Origin of the sequence: Klebsiella oxytoca (assembly GCF_009707385.1) — a bacterium.
GTDB lineage: Bacteria > Pseudomonadota > Gammaproteobacteria > Enterobacterales > Enterobacteriaceae > Klebsiella > Klebsiella oxytoca_C.
In genome coordinates this window covers 1,963,028-1,980,283 of sequence record NZ_CP046115.1, presented here as the reverse complement: position 1 = coordinate 1,980,283, position 17,256 = coordinate 1,963,028, and the positions used below count along the sequence as shown (strand labels likewise).

Sequence of the window (17,256 nt, the reverse complement as noted above, 5' to 3'; positions counted from 1 at the left end):
AAAATAGGCGTAAAAAAGTATGGAAAAAAGACCTGAGGATATCCCCTCCTGATGGAGGGGATGGGGGGATTAACGCAGCTCCGCGCGAACGCGTTCCAGATCTTCCGGCGTATCAACGCCGGTGCCAGGCACGACCTCCGCCACCGCGACATGGATTTTTTCGCCATACCACAGTACGCGCAGCTGCTCGAGCATCTCAATTTGCTCTAGCGGGCTCGGCGCCCAGCTCACGTAGCGACGGATAAAACCGGCGCGATAGCCATAAATCCCGATATGACGCAGTAGAGAATCACCAATAGCGTCACGGGATTTAGCGAAACGATCGCGATCCCACGGAATAGTGGCGCGGGAGAAGTAGAGCGCGTAGCCCTCTGAATCCATGACGACTTTCACCGCATTCGGATTAAACGCCTCTTCCGCATCATGGACAGGCACCGCCAACGTTGCCATACCGCTCGTGCTGGCAGCCAGGTTCTCCGCCACCTGACGCACGATCGCCGGCGGGATCATCGGCTCATCGCCCTGGATATTTACAATGATGGTGTCATCGCTGAAGGCGCATTTTTCGACAACCTCGGCCAAGCGTTCAGTGCCTGACTGATGATCTTCACGCGTCATGCAGACTTCACCGCCGGCGGCTTCCACCGCTCGGGCCACGTCTGCATGATCGGTAGCGACGATAATACGATCGGCTCCGGATTCGCGAGCGCGCTCCAGAACGTGGACAATCATCGGTTTGCCGTTGATATCCTGAAGCGGTTTTCCCGGCAGACGAGTGGAAGCAAAGCGCGCGGGGATAATAACCACGAAACTCATGACTGGCTCTCTTCTACGGCAAGCGGGCGGGCTTCAGTTTCCAGCAGTACGGGAATACCGTCACGCAGCGGAAAAGCCAGACTATCAAGTTTGCAGATCAGTTCTTGCTTATCCTGGCTGTAATACAGCTTACCGTTACAAACCGGACAGGCGATAATTTCAAGTAAACGATGATCCATGATTCCTCCAGATGGACCGAATAGATTCTTCAGCAGCATATCACACGCCAGCTCAGGCGGCGTAAATTTCCCAACCTTGTCGCTGCCCGGCAAACAGTTCCTCCGGCAGCCGTCCACAGACCACCCGCGTAGCGTTTTGCCAGAGGGCAAAATCATCAATGGCTCGTTTAAGCCCCTTTTCAAGCCCCGACGTTACCTTAACGCCATCCTCCAGCCACAAGGCGATAATTTCCAGAATGCCGGTTTTACGGTGCATCTTGCTATCCATTCTGCCTACCAGCCTCCCCTGATGCAGCAGCGGCAAGACAAAATAGCCGTACTGACGTTTCGGCGCGGGCGTGTAGCACTCCAGCCGATAGGTAAAATTAAACAGCTGTTCAGCACGTTTACGGTCCCATACCACCGGGTCGAAAGGCGAGAGCACCGCGCTGTGGCTGGCGGTAAGCCTGCCGCCGGGCGCTGACTCCAGCAGAGTTAGCGCATCGCGGTGGAGCCACATTTCGCCCAGCGCTTCAACATTCACCGGCACCACCAGCCCTTCCTCCTGCCAATTCGCCAGCAGCAGCGGAAGAAAGGGCTGACGCAGTCGATAATAATCCGCCAACCACTGCACGCGAAAAATCCCCAGACTGCGGGCGCTATTGCGTAACATAATCGCTTCGGCCTGCTCCTGAGAGAGCCCATCTCGCTCATCGTCCCAGTCGGGCATCACCCGCTGCGTCAGGTCGTAAACGCGCTGAAAATTTCGCCGTTCAATAACCATCACTTCACCAGCGGTGAATAAACCTTCAAGGTGACGCTTATGGGGTTTCCACTCCCACCATCCGCTGGCGCCTTTACGCGGATGCTCGAAGTCAGCCGAGCGAACGGGTCCGTTTTCAGCGATATGCGTCAGCAGTTCCTGAATACCAGAAGCGTGCTCGGTCATCCACGCCTGGTGATATTTCCAGCCCATTTTATCCGGCGTCAGCATGCGGTGACGAACCAGCGAAAAGTCGCTCCTTGGTAAGAAACAGGCTTCATGCGCCCAGTACTCCATCAGTTCACCTGCGCGAAGCGCTTCGTCCAGCCAGTCCTGCGGATAATTTCCCAGACGACTAAAAAGCACCAGGTACGGGCTACGGGCAACAACGTTGATGGTGTCGATTTGCAGTAAAGACATCTGCTTGATGGTCTGCAGAATATCCTCGGGCCGCGCGCGACGGCGGGGCTTTTTCAGCAGCCCCTGTGCGGCAAGATGGAGGTGGCGGGCTTCTTTGAGCGAGAGGGACAATACCGGCATGCAGGTTCTCCGTTAAGGGCTCCGGCGCAAGCGGCATTGACCAAATTTAGCGTTGCGCCAGCGTAACTAAGTCCGTGAGCAACCGCTGTGCGCGTTCATCTGTCATTATCGCGTCGACCGGAAGATACCACCAGTTTGCCTGCGCAAACTCGCGACACTTCACCGCATCTTTTTCGGTCATCAGCAAAGTTTGCTGCGACGTCGCCAGCGCGGCAACATCGCTCGGTGTCAGCGCCTGATGGTCGGCTAAGGCGACGGTTTTTACCGGCCGTACACCGCAGCTTTCAAGGGTAGCGAAAAAACGCGGCGGGTGACCGATTCCAGCCATTGCCACCACATTCTCAAAGGCCGCCACGTCCTGACGTTCACCGGTCAATAGATTCACCGCCTGACCCGGGCGAAGCTGCATCGGTATCTCGCCAGCATGAGCGATACCGCCGTTAACGATCACCGCATCCACGCTGCGTAAACGCGAAGCGCGTTCGCGCATGGGGCCTGCGGGTAGCCACCAGCCGTTACCAAAACGGCGCACGCCGTCAATCACCACAATTTCTTTGTCACGCGCCAGCTTATAATGCTGCAGGCCATCATCAGTGACGATAAGCTGGAGCTCGTTGGCAGCCAAAAGAGCCTTTACCGCATCGCTACGCACTGGTGAGACAGCAACCGGCGCGCCGGTTCGCTGGTAAATCAGCACCGGCTCATCGCCCGCTTCCGCAGTGCGGGTATCGGCATTAAGCAGCAGCGGATAGCTTGCCGCTTTACCGCCGTAACCGCGTGAAACGACGCCAATGCGAATACCGCGCTGCTGGAGTTGTTCCACCAGCCAGACGACAACCGGCGTTTTGCCATTGCCGCCAGCGGTCAGATTACCCACCACCACCACCGGGACCGGCGCTCGCCAGGCCTTTCTCCACCCCAGCTTATAGCTAAGCCTTATTAATCCGCTCACCAGGCCATACAGCCAGGAGAGCGGAAGCAGCAGCCGCCATAAGGGAGACTCACCGGACCAGATGCGAGCAATCATGCGCCGAACTGCATCTTATGCAGCTGAGCGTAAACGCCTTTATGCTCCAGCAGGTCGATATGGCTGCCGCGTTCAACGATCTGACCGTCTTCCACCACCACGATCTCGTCAGCCTGTTCAATCGTCGACAGGCGGTGGGCGATAACCAACGAGGTGCGGTTTTTCTGCAGTTCGTCGAGTGCGGCCTGAATAGCGCGTTCAGATTCGGTGTCCAACGCCGACGTTGCTTCGTCGAGAATCAGTATTGGACTGTTACGCAGCAGCGCACGAGCGATAGCGATACGCTGGCGCTGACCGCCTGATAGCATTACGCCATTTTCACCGATAATCGTATCCAGACCATTGTCCATTTTATTGATGAAATCCATGGCATAAGCCATACGAGCCGCTTCTTCTATCTGTTCACGGCTGTACTCTTCGGTACGCGCATAGGCGATATTATTCGCCACGGTATCATTAAAAAGATGGACGTTTTGCGACACCAGCGCGACCTGATCGCGTAAGGAGCTCAGCGTATATTCGCGTAGATCGTGACCATCCAGTAAAATCTGTCCGTCATCGACATCGTAAAAACGCGTGATCAGGCTGGCGATGGTCGATTTGCCCGACCCAGAACGCCCTACGAGGGCCACGGTCTTTCCTTCCGGAATATTCAGATCGATGTTGCGCAGCGCAGCGACTTCACGTCCCGGATATCTGAAGGTAACGTTTTTAAATTCGAGGTTGCCCTTCGCGCGCTCAATTACCCGCTTGCCTTCATCTTTTTCCTGCTCGGAGTCAAGAATTGCGAAAAGCGTCTGACAGGCGGCCATCCCGCGCTGGAACTGCGCGTTAACGTTAGTCAGCGATTTCAGCGGGCGCATCAGGGCGATCATCGAGGAGAAGACCACGGTAATTGTCCCGGCCGTCAGCGTCTCCATCACGCTAGGGAAGCTCGCCGCGTAGAGCACGAATGCCAGCGCCAGAGAAGCAATCAGCTGAATAATCGGGTCTGAGATTGATGACGCGGAGACCATTTTCATCCCCTGCAGGCGCATCTTATTGCTGACTTTATCAAACCGTTTGGTTTCTACCTCCTGGCCGCCAAACATCAGCACTTCTTTATGCCCTTTCAGCATCTGCTCTGCGCTGGTAGTCACCTGACCCATGGTGTTCTGCATATTTTTGCTGATATTACGAAAACGCTTCGAGACCACGCGAATTGCCACGGATACGATCGGCGCCAGAACAATGAGAATCAATGACAGCTGCCAGCTGTAATAAAACATCATAGCGAACAGGCCAATAATCGACGCACCTTCACGCACGACGGTAATCAGCGCGCTGGAAGAGGAAGATGCAACCTGCTCAGAATCATAGGTGATACGCGATAACAGCGTCCCGGTGGACTGTTTGTCAAAAAAGGCAACCGGCATCCCCATCATATGGCTGAATAAACGACGGCGCATTGTCATAACAACTTTGCCGGAAACCCATGAGATACAGTAGCTCGAAACGTAGCTGGTGATGCCGCGCAGAATCATCAATCCGATCACCACCAGCGGCATCCATATCAGCACCGAGCGATCCGTTTTACCAAAACCATCATCCAGTAACGGTTTAAGAAGCGATAGCATGAAGGTATCACTAGCCGCGTTAAGCACTAACGCTACCGCTGCGACGATTAGCCCGGGTTTAAACGGCGCTATAATCGGCCAGAGTCGGCGGAAGGTCTGCCACGTGGAGAGATCTTTATCGTTCTGCATTCAATAAACCAGCTTATGTTGAAATAGCCGCATATTCTACCCGTTCTACGCGTTCCCGCCAAACCACTGATGATACCAACGAGGCAAAACATCATCTCGTAAGCCATGGATTTGCCAGCCATCTGGGGAAAATATAACCGTAATTTGCCCCAGATGAGGGGTGTCGAACCATCGATAACCCTGTTTTCGGTAGCGCTGCTGCACTTTCGTTGATGGCATCCGCCATGCGTTATAACGGGAAGCCGAAGCGAGTGCCGCTTCTCCGGCAACGCTCCGCAGTAAGGCTATTCCCGAAGAGGTGTTACTTCCGTGATGCGGAACCTGAATAATTGTAGACGCAAGATGCTGCCAGTAGCGGCTAATCATCGCCTGTTCTGCAGGCGTTTCGATATCCCCGGTCAGCAGAATGCTGTGCTTTCCATCATCAATTCGCACCACGCAAGAACGATCGTTCCCCTGCTTTGTTGCTCCGGGTAAAGGCCACAGGGCACGAAAGGTTAAGCCCCGCCATTGCCAGACCTCTCCGCGCTGGCACGCTAAATGCCCTGCCCAGCCTAACGGGCTACGCACCCATATCCGGGGCCATGCTTTTAATACTGAATTCAGTCCGCCGCGATGATCGAGATGCTCGTGGCTAAGAACTATGCCTTCAAGCTGCAAATGATGCCAGCGCAGCCAGGGAATAATAATTTGCTGGCCGCTGTCTCCGTCTGGCCAGGCAAGCCCGGTATCGTAGAGAAGGGCCGCGCCCTGCCGCTCAATCACCATAGCCAGCCCCTGTCCCACATCCAGCATCGTAACTCGCCATTCATCGGCAACGCTATTGCGCCAGAATGGCCAGCTCAGCAGCGTGAAACAACCTAAACAAAACGCCGGCAATTTGCGCCACGCATGGAAGCGCCAGACTATTAACGTCAGCCATGGCAGTATGCTTATCCCAAGCCAGCGGCCATCTACGTCCAGCCAACCGGGCGGCAGCTGCCGTAATGACCAGAATAACGCAGCCAGAATACGGTCTGCGGATTGCCACATGGCCATCTCAATAATCAGCGGCCCGCAGAGATGGAGAAACATGCCTGTCAGAATCAGTGGGACAACGACAAATGTCACCAACGGCACGGCGATAAAATTGGCGATCACGGACGTTAAGCTGATGCCGTGAAAGAGAGCAATCTGCAGGGGCGCGAGTAAGAACATCAATCCAATCTGCAGATGGCATAGCGCAATGCTTTGCCGCAGAAGCCAGTGCCTTTTACCACCCGGCATCGGCGCCAGCTGATACCAGAAGATAAGCGCCGCAACGGCAAATGCGGAAAGCCAGAGGCTTTCAGATAGCACCGAAAGCGGGTCGGCAAACAGTATCGCACCGAGGCAGCAGAGCCATATTTGCCACGGCGACCAGCGTTTTCCCGATAGTCGAAGCAGGCAGCCGACTGCCAGCGCAACGCAGGTACGCAGCGCGGGTGGCTGCATACCGGTTAGCCCGGCATAGAAAAATGCGCATGCCAGTCCAATAAGCAGCGGTGCTCGCCAACTGACCCAGCGGCATGGGAGAAAGAACTGCACTCCCCTGAGTAACAACCAGCCCAAAGAAGCCCCTAACGCAATATGTAAGCCCGAAATCGCCATCAGGTGCGATGTGCCGGTTTCCTGCATCAGAGTCTTGATCTCACGAGGTACCGCCAGACGTTCGCCCATGCCTAATCCCAATATCACCGTTTGCCACGGCAACGCAGTCAGCGTTTGCGTTAGCGATGTCAGATAGCGTGCGCGCAAACTACATTTTCGTTCCCGCACTTCAGCAGTGATAAAGCGCCCGGTTAACGGGCGATGCTGCGATAACGCATAACGTTGGCTATCGAACCCGCCGTCGTTGAGCTGACCATGCACCGGACGCGCACGAAGCGTCATTGTCCAAATCTGACCGGCACAGGGGGGTTCTGGCAGATAGTTGCCATACAGGCTTATGCCTGGCGCAGGAAACAGCCGTCGCCCGTCCAGACGAATAATCCGGCCCTGATGAGCTGTCTGTCCGTCAGTCGCAATCAGCTCAACTTCAGCCTGCAGATTTCTGTCGGTTAACATTTCCATTGGCCATAGCGCCTGCCTGGCGCTGAGTAAGCCCCAGACCAAAAATAGCATCATCAATGCCGTATATTGCGCGGGTCTACGACGACATTGCGCAATAAGTAGAGCAAAGATAATGATTGTCCATATGACAAACCGTCCGGGTAAAATGGGTAACCAGAGCAGCGGCAGGATAGCAATGATCACGCAGCCCGCAAGTTGTGGTAAACGCATTAACACCTCCCTGTCAGGAGAGAAGTGTTACGCTAAAAAGAGAGCGTGTCTCTGAGGACAAAAGGGAAATGCGGCGCGCTATCCAGAGAGTTTTTGCTGTTGCCGGAAAAGGGCCTGCGTTTTGCGAGGAAAATTCAAAGATAGATTTTAAGGCATAAAAAAAGCACCCGAAGGTGCTTTTTTAACGTCCAGTATGTTGTCGCAGCTCGGCGAAACTTACTCTTCGTAAATATTGGCGCGGTCACGTAATTCTTTGCCCGGCTTAAAGTGCGGAACGTATTTACCTTCCAGTTCAACTTTATCGCCAGTCTTGGGGTTACGCCCGGTGCGTGGTGCTCGATAATGCAGAGAGAAGCTGCCGAAACCGCGGATTTCAATGCGCTCGCCTTGAGCAAGCGTTGAGGCCATATGCTCCAGCATTTCTTTAACAGCATCTTCCACTGCTTTCGCAGGAATGTGAGATTGCTGGCTGGCAAGTCTTTCTATCAATTCTGACTTGGTCATTATTCCTCCGGTTTCCTTCAAGGCAAAATTAGCTAACAGCTTAAACAAGGGCGGCCGTAGCCGCCCTTTGTGCTTGGCTTGATTACAGGACGAAACCTGCAATCTGTCAAGTAAACTCGTCATAATTCAGGTTGTTGTAACCCGAAAGACTAAGATTACTCGCCTTTAGCTGCTTTGAAAGCTTCAGCCATTGCGTTGTTAGAGAAGTTTGCATCTTCCTGTTTGTTAACAGTTGCGATTGCATCTTTCTCATCAGCTTCGTCTTTCGCGCGAACAGACAGGCTGATTGCGCGGTTCTTACGATCAACGCCGGTGAATTTAGCTTCAACGTCGTCGCCAACGCTCAGAACCAGAGTTGCATCTTCAACGCGGTCACGGGAAGCTTCAGAAGCGCGCAGGTAACCTTCAACGCCATCAGCCAGTTCTACGGTTGCGCCTTTAGCGTCAACTGCAGTCACTTTACCGTTTACGATTGCGCCTTTCTTGTTCAGTGCAACCCAGTTGTTGAACGGATCTTCTGCGAGCTGCTTAACGCCCAGAGAGATACGCTCACGCTCTGCGTCAACCTGCAGAACAACTGCTGCGATTTCGTCGCCTTTTTTGTATTCACGAACTGCTTCTTCGCCTGCAACGTTCCAGGAGATGTCAGACAGGTGAACCAGGCCGTCGATGCCGCCGTCCAGGCCGATGAAGATACCGAAGTCAGTGATAGACTTGATTTTACCTTCAACACGGTCGCCCTTGTTGTGGGTTTCCGCGAACTGCTGCCATGGGTTGTTTTTGCACTGCTTCAGGCCCAGGGAGATACGACGACGCTCTTCGTCGATATCCAGAACCATAACTTCCACTACATCGCCAACGTTAACAACTTTGGACGGGTGGATGTTTTTGTTGGTCCAATCCATTTCGGAAACGTGAACCAGGCCTTCAACGCCTTCTTCGATTTCAACGAAGCAGCCGTAGTCGGTCAGGTTGGTTACGCGACCGGTCAGTTTGGTACCTTCCGGATAACGTTTAGCGATAGCTACCCACGGATCTTCGCCCAGCTGTTTCAGGCCAAGAGATACACGAGTACGTTCGCGGTCGAACTTCAGCACTTTAACAGTGATTTCGTCGCCAACGTTTACGATTTCGCTCGGATGCTTAACGCGTTTCCATGCCATATCGGTAATGTGCAGCAGGCCGTCAACGCCGCCCAGATCAACGAATGCACCGTAGTCAGTGAGGTTCTTAACGATACCTTTAACTTCCATGCCTTCCTGCAGGTTTTCCAGCAGCTGATCGCGCTCTGCGCTGTTTTCGGATTCGATAACGGCACGACGAGAAACAACAACGTTGTTACGTTTCTGGTCCAGCTTGATGACTTTGAATTCAAGCTCTTTGCCTTCCAGGTGCAGCGTATCGCGCACCGGACGAACGTCTACCAGGGAGCCCGGCAGGAACGCACGAATACCATTCAGCTCAACAGTGAAGCCACCTTTAACTTTGCCGTTGATAACACCGACTACAGTTTCAGCGTCTTCGTAAGCTTTTTCCAGCGTGATCCAAGCTTCGTGACGTTTAGCTTTCTCACGGGACAGCAGGGTTTCACCGAAGCCGTCTTCTACTGCATCCAGAGCAACGTCAACTTCGTCACCAACCTGGATTTCCAGCTCGCCCTGGGCGTTTTTGAACTGCTCTGCCGGAATGGCAGACTCAGATTTCAGACCGGCGTCAACCAGTACTACATCTTTGTCGATAGCAACAACAACACCACGAACGATGGAACCCGGACGGGTTTCGATTGTTTTTAAGGATTCTTCAAATAGTTGAGCAAAAGATTCAGTCATGTTTAATCTTCAGGTTTCATATTTAACGTCCACCAGGCTCCATGCCGGATGGGGTTGTTTAACATACCCGCTAACACTCCATTGCTGCGGGGTACTGCTATAATTCGGAGGCTATTGTGCTTTATCGACGATAAGATTAAGCGGAAGCCAGTTTTTCGCGCGCATATTGTAGCGCTTTTTCAATCACTTGCTCAATGTTTAGTTCCGTTGAATCAAGAACTAAAGCATCGGCTGCCGGGATAAGCGGCGCCACCGTGCGATTGCGATCGCGATCGTCGCGCTCTTTTATCTCGGATAAAAGGCGATCAAAGTTAACACTAAAGCCCTTCTCCTGCAACTGAAGCATGCGGCGATGCGCACGTTCTTCCGCGGAAGCGTCAAGGAAAATTTTCACCGGCGCATCGGGGAATACTACGGTTCCCATATCGCGTCCGTCGGCGATCAAACCGGGCAGTTCACGGAAGGCTCGCTGACGGCGCAGTAATGCTTCACGCACGCGTGGAAAAGCGGCGACTTTTGACGCCGTGTTGGCAACATCCTGAGTACGAATTTCGGCGCTAACATCCTCGCCCTCCAGAATAACCTCAAGGCTACCGTCAGTAGAGACGAAACGCACATCCAGATGCGCGGCCAGCGGCACTAAAGCCTCTTCGGATTCAACATCAACATGATGATGCAAGGCAGCGAGAGCAAGAACGCGATAAATAGCTCCTGAATCAAGCAGATGCCAGCCCAGCGTCTCTGCCATTGCCTTGCATAAAGTGCCTTTGCCCGCACCGCCAGGCCCATCAATGGTGATTACCGGAACAGTTGCCGTCATCTTTTTCTCCTTCAGCAAGGCGCATAAATATATAAACGCCGCGCATTATACGCATCTATACGGCGGAAAGTGAGTACTGCTTATAAATTACGGATTACAGGAAATGTAATGCGGAATAATCGTGCAATTATAGCGGGTTGATTGAGCGGCAAACGAAAGATGACGTAGTTTTACTTTTAATCCATCGCGAGGCGGTTTATTGAAACGTTGCGCCAGCAGCCAGCTCTCGATGGACCTATAAGGCCAGTGTCCGACAAACGTACGTAAAAAACGCCGACTGATTGGCCGGCGTTTTTACATTACACTCGCAACATTCAGGCCAGCGTACTAATTCGCGCAAGCTGCTCGAAGTAATCCGGGAAAGTTTTCGCCGTACACTTCGGGTCAAGGATCGTTACCGGCGTATCGGAAAGCGCCACCAGCGAGAAACACATTGCCATTCGGTGGTCGTTATAGGTACCGATTTCAGCAAACTGGAGCTTCACAGGCGGCGTGATACGAATGTAATCTTCCCCCTCTTCAACCTCAGCCCCGACTTTACGCAGCTCCGTGGCCATCGCAAACAGGCGGTCGGTCTCCTTGACGCGCCAGTTATAGATGTTGCGCAGAGTCGTGGTCCCTTTGGCGAACAGGGCTGCCGTGGCGATGGTCATCGCGGCATCCGGGATATGATTCATATCCATATCAATAGCGTTCAGTTCGCCACGCGTGCAGGCGATATAATCATCGCCCCAGGTGATGGTTGCGCCCATTTTTTCCAGCACATCGGCAAACCGAATGTCGCCCTGGACGCTGTTGCGACCGATACCGGTGACTTTAACCGTTCCGCCTTTAATCGCGCCAGCGGCGAGGAAATAGGACGCTGAAGAAGCATCACCTTCAACCAGATAGTCGCCAGGCGAATGATAGTGTTGATTGCCGCGCACGATGAAATGCTGGTAAGACTGATTTTCAACCTCAACGCCGAACGTTTTCATCAGGTGCAGCGTAATATCAATATAAGGTTTGGAAACCAGGTCGCCTTTAATGGCGATGACGGTATCCTGAGGCGCCAATGGGGCAGTCATCAGCAGCGCGGTCAGAAACTGGCTGGAAACGCTACCGTCAACCTCAACCTGACCGCCGCTAAAACCACCGCGCAGGCGCAGCGGAGGATAGTTTTCTTGTTCCAGATAATCAATCTGCGCCCCACCCTGACGCAGCGCGTCAACCAGGTGACCAATCGGCCGCTCTTTCATCCGCGGCTCGCCGGTCAGCACAATATTGTTACTGCCCAGACATAAGGCAGCCGCCAGCGGACGCATTGCCGTTCCGGCATTACCGAGGAACAGTTCTAATTCTTCACCCGCCTGCAGAGGGCCACCGTTGCCGATAACTTCACAGCGAGTACGATCGGAGGACAGGTTGTAATGAACTCCCAGCGCGCTCAGGGCATTCAGCATATGGCGTACATCGTCGCTATCCAGCAGATTGGTCAGCACCGTGGTGCCACGGGCTAAAGCCGCCAGCAGCAAGGCTCGGTTAGAGACACTCTTGGACCCGGGCAGGTTAATAGTGCCATCTACGCGTGCGATGGGTTGTAACGTCAGGGATTCCATTAAACTAAACTCTCAAACAAACAGAATAAAAACCCCGCAAAAGGGCTGCGGGGATGAAAATGACGACCGCGATTAACCGTGACGGCGTTCGAAGTCCTGCATAAAGTCGGTCAGGGCCTTCACGCCCGCCAACGGCATGGCGTTATAGATGGAAGCGCGCATACCGCCCACGACGCGATGGCCTTTCAGCGCATGCAGACCGGCAGCAAAAGACTCTTCGAGGAACAGTTTGTCAAGCGCGCTATCCGCCAGCTGGAACGGCACGTTCATGCGCGAGCGGTTAGCAGTAGCGACATCGTTACGATAGAAACCGCTGTTATCGATGGTGCTATACAGCAAATCGGATTTCTGCTGATTAATTTTATCCATAGCGGCAACGCCGCCCTGCTCTTTCAGCCATTTAAACACCAGGCCGGAGAGATACCAGGCAAATGTCGGCGGCGTGTTAAACATAGAATCGTTGGCAGACAGAATGGAGTAATCAAGAATCGACGGACAGGCAACGCTGGCTTTGCCCAGCAGATCCTCACGCACAATAATCAGCGTCAGGCCAGCAGGACCGATGTTTTTCTGCGCGCCTGCGTAGATTACGCCATAACGGCTTACGTCAATTTCACGAGACAAAATAGTCGAGGAAAAATCCGCCGTCACGATGACATCGTCGCCAAAATCAGGCGTTTCTTCAATGGCGATACCATCGATAGTTTCGTTCGGGCAGTAGTGCAGATAGGCCGCGCCCGGAGTCAACTGCCATTCGCTCATCGGTTTAACCGCTCGCTGTCCGTCAACGGTGATTTTGGCGTCAATAACGTTCGGTTTGCAGTATTTATGCGCTTCTTTAACCGCGCTGGCTGCCCAGTAGCCAGCGTCAACGTAGTCGGCAACGGTTTTATCACCAAGCAGGTTTAGCGGAATACCAGCAAACTGTCCGCGACCACCGCCGTGGCAGAATAAGACTTTATAATTTGAAGGAATATTGAGCAGGGAGCGAAAATCCTGTTCCGCTTCTTCAGCCACCTTAATGAACTCTTTACCACGGTGGCTGATTTCCATCACCGACGTCCCCAAACCGTTCCAGTCGCACAGTTCCTTTTGTGCCAGTTTGAGTACTTCCGCCGGCAGCATTGCCGGGCCTGAACTGAAGTTATAGACCTGAGCCATTTCCCCTCACCACTTGCTATGTAATTTACCCGCGAACCGTCGCGGGTATAAGTTATTCCTGTGGCTATCGGTTTTATCATCCAGTGACACGTACCGCAATCGCTAAAACTGAACCTCAGGGAAATGCGGCTTCGCTCACACAAAACAATGTGCCAGCTTGACGGCATAAAACCGACATAATTGCTGTCAGGTGACTCTTTTTGCCCGGCTGACCTTCGACCATTCTGCATTTGCGCAGCGAGGGCATAATTGTTTATCTCCGGCTCGTAGCGCAAGGATTGCGCTACAGCGAACGCAGGCATACTCATCATCCTGAGGTATGGTGGTAAAACGCGCGGTAAAGCGGGAAGGAAGAATAGACAGTCCGGCTTTAACATCTTCATTCGCATAGTAATACAGGCTTATCTGTCCGTTGGTCTCCAGAATAGCTAACCGTACCTGTCCCAGCTGCTCAACCCCGCTGGTTCTAAGCTCCATAAAAAACTCAAATTCGGTCATGTTTTCCGCCTGAAGTTTCTCCCAGGCTAGTTCACCGTTTTCAACAACAATAATCGGTTTGCCTTCAAGTAAATCCTCCAGTTTTTCGCTATGCCCCATAAGCCACATAATTAACCGATAAAGAATGGCCAGGGTGATAAAAACCGCCAGCACCGGCAGCATAGGAACATCATCATAAAACGCGACATCACCCGCTGCGGAACCCAGGGTTAAAATAATAAGGACTTCGAACAGGGACATCTGGCGAACGCCGCGCCGTCCGGTTATTTTGAGAAAAATAAATACTAATACAAAGGTATAAAGGCTTCGTAATGCCACCTCGGCCAGAAATTCCACGGGCACTTTATCCAGTGCCATACGATGCCAGTCAAATGTCTTCATGGTTAACGCCTGAACAGTTATTGAGTGACATAAGCATAGCCAGACGATGGAGATAGCACCCGTCATCTAAAACCCGTATCATTGCGCGCTTTACGTACGATAAAAGTGACTGCCATGACTCAAACGTTTATACCCGGCAAAGATGCCGCCCTGGAAGACTCCATCGCTCGCTTCCAGCAGAAGTTGCTCGACCTCGGATTTGATATTGAAGAGGCCTCATGGCTTAACCCGGTACCGCACGTCTGGTCTGTGCATATCCGTGATAAAGAGTGCGCCCTGTGTTTCACTAACGGTAAAGGCGCCACTAAAAAGGCCGCGCTGGCCTCCGCGCTCGGAGAATACTTTGAGCGTCTTTCTACCAACTACTTCTTTGCCGATTTCTGGCTGGGCGAGACCATCGCCAATGGTCCTTTCGTACATTATCCCAATGAAAAATGGTTCCCGTTAACCGAAGATGATGAAGTTCCGCAAGGCCTGCTGGATCCTCGCCTGCGCGCATTCTACGATCCTGACGATCAGTTAACCGCCAGCATGATAGTCGATCTGCAGTCGGGTAATGACGAGCGCGGCGTCTGCGGCCTGCCGTTCACCCGTCAGTCAGATGGTGAAACGGTCTACATTCCGATGAATATCGTCGGTAATCTGTACGTTTCTAACGGGATGTCTGCTGGTAACACTCGTAACGAAGCCCGCGTTCAGGGCCTCTCAGAAGTGTTTGAACGCCATATTAAAAACCGCATTATCGCCGAAAGTATTAGCCTGCCGGAGATCCCTGCAGAGGTGATGGCACGCTATCCGGGCGTGGTTGAATCCATTAACAAGCTGGAGGCCGAAGGTTTCCCGATTTTCGCTTACGACGGTTCGCTTGGCGGTAAATATCCGGTTATCTGCGTCGTGCTGTTCAATCCCGCTAATGGCACCTGTTTTGCCTCTTTCGGCGCGCATCCCGATTTCGGCGTGGCGCTGGAACGCACCGTTACTGAACTGCTGCAAGGGCGCAGCCTGAAAGATCTGGATGTCTTTACGCCGCCAACCTTCGATGATGAAGAAGTCGCGGAACATGCGAACCTGGAAACCCACTTTATCGATTCAAGCGGCCTGATCTCCTGGGACATGTTTAAGCAGGACGCCGACTACCCGTTCGTGGACTGGAGCTTCTCTGGTACCACGGATGAAGAGTTCGCGACTTTAATGGCTATCTTTAAAGAAGAAGATAAAGAAGTCTATATTGCTGATTACGAGCATCTGAGCGTCTACGCCTGTCGAATCATTGTCCCGGGTATGTCGGATATCTATCCGGCAGAAGATCTGTGGCTGGCGAATAACAGCATGGGGGCACATCTGCGCGAAACCATTCTTTCCCTGCCGGGAAGCGAATGGGAACAAGAAGATTATCTGGCGCTTATCGAACAAATGGATGATGAAGGCCTTGATGATTTCACCCGCGTGCGCGAACTGCTGGGTCTGGCGACCGGTAAAGACAACGGCTGGTATACGCTGCGAATCGGTGAACTGAAGGCGATGCTTGCCCTGGCTGGCGGCGATACTGAACAGGCCTTGATCTGGACCGAATGGACCATGGAATTCAATGCCTCAATCTTTAGCGCCGAGCGAGCCAACTACTATCGCTGTCTGCAAACCTTACTGCTGCTTAGCCAGGAAGAAGAGCGTCAGCCGCTGCAGTATCTCAACGCGTTTGTACGCATGTACGGCGCGGAGGCGGTTGAGGCTGCCAGCGCCGCGCTCAGTGGAGAAGCTCCGTTCTATGGTCTGCAGGCAGTTGACAGCGATCTGCTGGCTTTCCCGGCTCATCAGTCCTTACTAAAAGCCTATGAGAAGCTGCAGCGCGCGAAAGCAGCATTCTGGATTAAATAAATCGTCTCTTTCCGTTAAATGACGATACTACGGGGTCATCTGGACCCCGTTTTTTCTGATTTGAACATTTCCAATATTTGTTGTAGCCATAAAGTTAATTGGTAGTAAAAAATAATAAAACCCCGCAGCAAATATTGTTAATTTTAATAAAAATACCCCATTTTAATTAACCGAAAATCGGGGTTGAAATGAAAATAATCAACATTATTTGTAAATTTTAAAATTTATTTTTTCATTAAAAAACAATAGATTAAGCTCATTTTTAACCAATTCCACACACTAAAAAGGCCTATAGTTCCGGTACGATATGATCTACATCAAATTCCCTTCTATAATGCTTTGTTAGTATCTCACCGCCAACTTACATAAAGAGAGAGTTAGTGTGAAAGCTGACAACCCTTTTGATCTTTTACTCCCTGCTGCGATGGCGAAAGTTGCCGAAGAAGCGGGTGTCTATAAAGCGACAAAACATCCGATAAAGACGTTTTATCTGGCTATCACCGCAGGTGTCTTCATCTCTATCGCTTTTGTTTTCTATATTACCGCGACTACCGGCACGGCCGGGATGCCTTTCGGTATTGCCAAACTAATTGGGGGCATCTGCTTCTCACTGGGTTTGATTCTCTGCGTTATTTGCGGTGCCGACCTGTTTACCTCAACTGTTCTTATCGTTGTAGCGAAAGCCAGCGGAAGAATTACCTGGGGTCAACTGGCAAAAAACTGGCTCAACGTCTATGTTGGTAACCTGGTTGGTTGCCTGCTCTTTGTGTTGCTGATGTGGCTTTCAGGCGAATATATGACTGCGAATGGTCAGTGGGGACTTAACGTTCTACAAACCGCCGATCACAAAATGCACCATACTTTTATTGAAGCCGTCTGCCTTGGTATCCTGGCAAACCTGATGGTCTGCCTTGCGGTATGGATGAGCTATTCTGGCCGCAGCCTGATGGATAAAGCCATGATTATGGTTTTACCGGTGGCCATGTTTGTTGCCAGCGGGTTTGAGCATAGTATCGCGAACATGTTTATGATCCCGTTGGGTATCGTTATCCGCGAATTTGCAAGCCCGGAATTCTGGACCGCGATTGGTTCAGCTCCGGAAAATTTCTCTCACCTGACCGTTATGAACTTCATCACTGATAACCTGATTCCGGTAACAATCGGGAACATCATCGGCGGTGGTCTACTGGTCGGGTTGACATACTGGGTCATTTACCTGCGTGGCGACAACCATCACTAA

14 protein-coding genes are annotated in these 17,256 nt (G+C 52.4%); 2 read left to right on the top strand and 12 right to left on the bottom strand.

The genetic code is table 11. From position 1 onward, the window contains the following. Positions 1 to 69 precede the first annotated feature (69 nt). The 12 genes from kdsB to GJ746_RS09070 all read right to left on the bottom strand — a co-directional run bounded on the left by kdsB (position 70) and on the right by GJ746_RS09070 (position 14,141). Positions 70 to 816, bottom strand: a complete 747-nt coding sequence (gene kdsB / locus GJ746_RS09125; RefSeq protein WP_154679907.1) for a 3-deoxy-manno-octulosonate cytidylyltransferase — start codon at positions 814 to 816, stop codon at positions 70 to 72. Continuing rightward, positions 813 to 995 carry a protein YcaR gene (gene ycaR, locus GJ746_RS09120; RefSeq protein WP_110275150.1) on the bottom strand — a complete coding sequence of 61 codons (183 nt, stop codon included), beginning with the start codon at positions 993 to 995 and terminating at the stop codon, positions 813 to 815. The genes kdsB and ycaR overlap by 4 nt, the downstream gene beginning before the upstream one ends. Positions 996 to 1,047: 52 nt before the next feature. Then, the gene (locus GJ746_RS09115) at positions 1,048 to 2,277 is read right to left on the bottom strand and encodes a winged helix-turn-helix domain-containing protein (RefSeq protein ID WP_154679906.1); all 1,230 of its coding nucleotides are present in this window, start codon (positions 2,275 to 2,277) and stop codon (positions 1,048 to 1,050) included. Between the two features lie 46 nt (positions 2,278 to 2,323). Continuing rightward, the gene (lpxK, locus tag GJ746_RS09110) at positions 2,324 to 3,304 is read right to left on the bottom strand and encodes a tetraacyldisaccharide 4'-kinase (protein WP_154679905.1); all 981 of its coding nucleotides are present in this window, start codon (positions 3,302 to 3,304) and stop codon (positions 2,324 to 2,326) included. Further along, positions 3,301 to 5,049 (bottom strand): lipid A ABC transporter ATP-binding protein/permease MsbA, encoded by a 1,749-nt coding sequence (msbA, locus tag GJ746_RS09105; protein ID WP_154679904.1) that lies wholly within the window; start codon positions 5,047 to 5,049, stop codon positions 3,301 to 3,303. Before msbA ends, lpxK begins: the two co-directional genes overlap by 4 nt. A gap of 45 nt (positions 5,050 to 5,094) precedes the next feature. Then, a complete protein-coding gene (locus GJ746_RS09100; RefSeq protein ID WP_154679903.1) occupies positions 5,095 to 7,350 on the bottom strand; it encodes a ComEC family protein in 2,256 nt (751 codons plus the stop codon). 216 nt (positions 7,351 to 7,566) lie between these two features. After that, the gene (gene ihfB, locus GJ746_RS09095; protein ID WP_004100704.1) at positions 7,567 to 7,854 is read right to left on the bottom strand and encodes an integration host factor subunit beta; all 288 of its coding nucleotides are present in this window, start codon (positions 7,852 to 7,854) and stop codon (positions 7,567 to 7,569) included. A gap of 155 nt (positions 7,855 to 8,009) precedes the next feature. Continuing rightward, complete coding sequence (gene rpsA, locus GJ746_RS09090) at positions 8,010 to 9,683, bottom strand: 30S ribosomal protein S1 (RefSeq protein ID WP_154679902.1); 1,674 nt, start codon at positions 9,681 to 9,683, stop codon at positions 8,010 to 8,012. A gap of 136 nt (positions 9,684 to 9,819) precedes the next feature. After that, positions 9,820 to 10,503: a (d)CMP kinase gene (cmk, locus tag GJ746_RS09085; RefSeq protein ID WP_004100701.1), complete on the bottom strand. Its 684-nt coding sequence runs from the start codon at positions 10,501 to 10,503 to the stop codon at positions 9,820 to 9,822. A gap of 314 nt (positions 10,504 to 10,817) precedes the next feature. Continuing rightward, on the bottom strand, positions 10,818 to 12,101 hold the full coding sequence (gene aroA, locus GJ746_RS09080) for a 3-phosphoshikimate 1-carboxyvinyltransferase (RefSeq protein ID WP_154679901.1): 1,284 nt from the start codon (positions 12,099 to 12,101) through the stop codon (positions 10,818 to 10,820). A gap of 72 nt (positions 12,102 to 12,173) precedes the next feature. Continuing rightward, positions 12,174 to 13,262 carry a 3-phosphoserine/phosphohydroxythreonine transaminase gene (gene serC / locus GJ746_RS09075; protein WP_154679900.1) on the bottom strand — a complete coding sequence of 363 codons (1,089 nt, stop codon included), beginning with the start codon at positions 13,260 to 13,262 and terminating at the stop codon, positions 12,174 to 12,176. Positions 13,263 to 13,448: 186 nt separating this feature from the next. Further along, positions 13,449 to 14,141: a DUF421 domain-containing protein gene (locus GJ746_RS09070; protein ID WP_154679899.1), complete on the bottom strand. Its 693-nt coding sequence runs from the start codon at positions 14,139 to 14,141 to the stop codon at positions 13,449 to 13,451. A 114-nt stretch (positions 14,142 to 14,255) separates the two neighbouring features. On the opposite strand from GJ746_RS09070, the gene ycaO reads away from it, so the two are divergent. Together ycaO and focA are read left to right on the top strand one after the other, a co-directional pair. Continuing rightward, entirely contained in the window at positions 14,256 to 16,016 is a 1,761-nt protein-coding gene (gene ycaO, locus GJ746_RS09065) for a 30S ribosomal protein S12 methylthiotransferase accessory factor YcaO (protein ID WP_154679898.1), read from the top strand. A gap of 382 nt (positions 16,017 to 16,398) precedes the next feature. Beyond that, positions 16,399 to 17,256 (top strand): formate transporter FocA, encoded by an 858-nt coding sequence (gene focA, locus GJ746_RS09060; protein ID WP_154679897.1) that lies wholly within the window; start codon positions 16,399 to 16,401, stop codon positions 17,254 to 17,256.

Bases quoted from the DNA above. Each gene is read 5' to 3' on its own strand.
- rpsA (WP_154679902.1), bottom strand. From the start codon at position 9,683: ATGACTGAATCTTTTGCTCAACTATTTGAAGAATCCTTAAAAACAATC.
- GJ746_RS09115 (WP_154679906.1), bottom strand. From the start codon at position 2,277: ATGCCGGTATTGTCCCTCTCGCTCAAAGAAGCCCGCCACCTCCATCTT.
- serC (WP_154679900.1), bottom strand. From the start codon at position 13,262: ATGGCTCAGGTCTATAACTTCAGTTCAGGCCCGGCAATGCTGCCGGCG.
- aroA (WP_154679901.1), bottom strand. From the start codon at position 12,101: ATGGAATCCCTGACGTTACAACCCATCGCACGCGTAGATGGCACTATT.
- GJ746_RS09070 (WP_154679899.1), bottom strand. From the start codon at position 14,141: ATGAAGACATTTGACTGGCATCGTATGGCACTGGATAAAGTGCCCGTG.
- lpxK (WP_154679905.1), bottom strand. From the start codon at position 3,304: ATGATTGCTCGCATCTGGTCCGGTGAGTCTCCCTTATGGCGGCTGCTG.
- msbA (WP_154679904.1), bottom strand. From the start codon at position 5,049: ATGCAGAACGATAAAGATCTCTCCACGTGGCAGACCTTCCGCCGACTC.
- kdsB (WP_154679907.1), bottom strand. From the start codon at position 816: ATGAGTTTCGTGGTTATTATCCCCGCGCGCTTTGCTTCCACTCGTCTG.
- ycaR (WP_110275150.1), bottom strand. From the start codon at position 995: ATGGATCATCGTTTACTTGAAATTATCGCCTGTCCGGTTTGTAACGGT.
- ihfB (WP_004100704.1), bottom strand. From the start codon at position 7,854: ATGACCAAGTCAGAATTGATAGAAAGACTTGCCAGCCAGCAATCTCAC.
- cmk (WP_004100701.1), bottom strand. From the start codon at position 10,503: ATGACGGCAACTGTTCCGGTAATCACCATTGATGGGCCTGGCGGTGCG.
- ycaO (WP_154679898.1), top strand. From the start codon at position 14,256: ATGACTCAAACGTTTATACCCGGCAAAGATGCCGCCCTGGAAGACTCC.
- GJ746_RS09100 (WP_154679903.1), bottom strand. From the start codon at position 7,350: ATGCGTTTACCACAACTTGCGGGCTGCGTGATCATTGCTATCCTGCCG.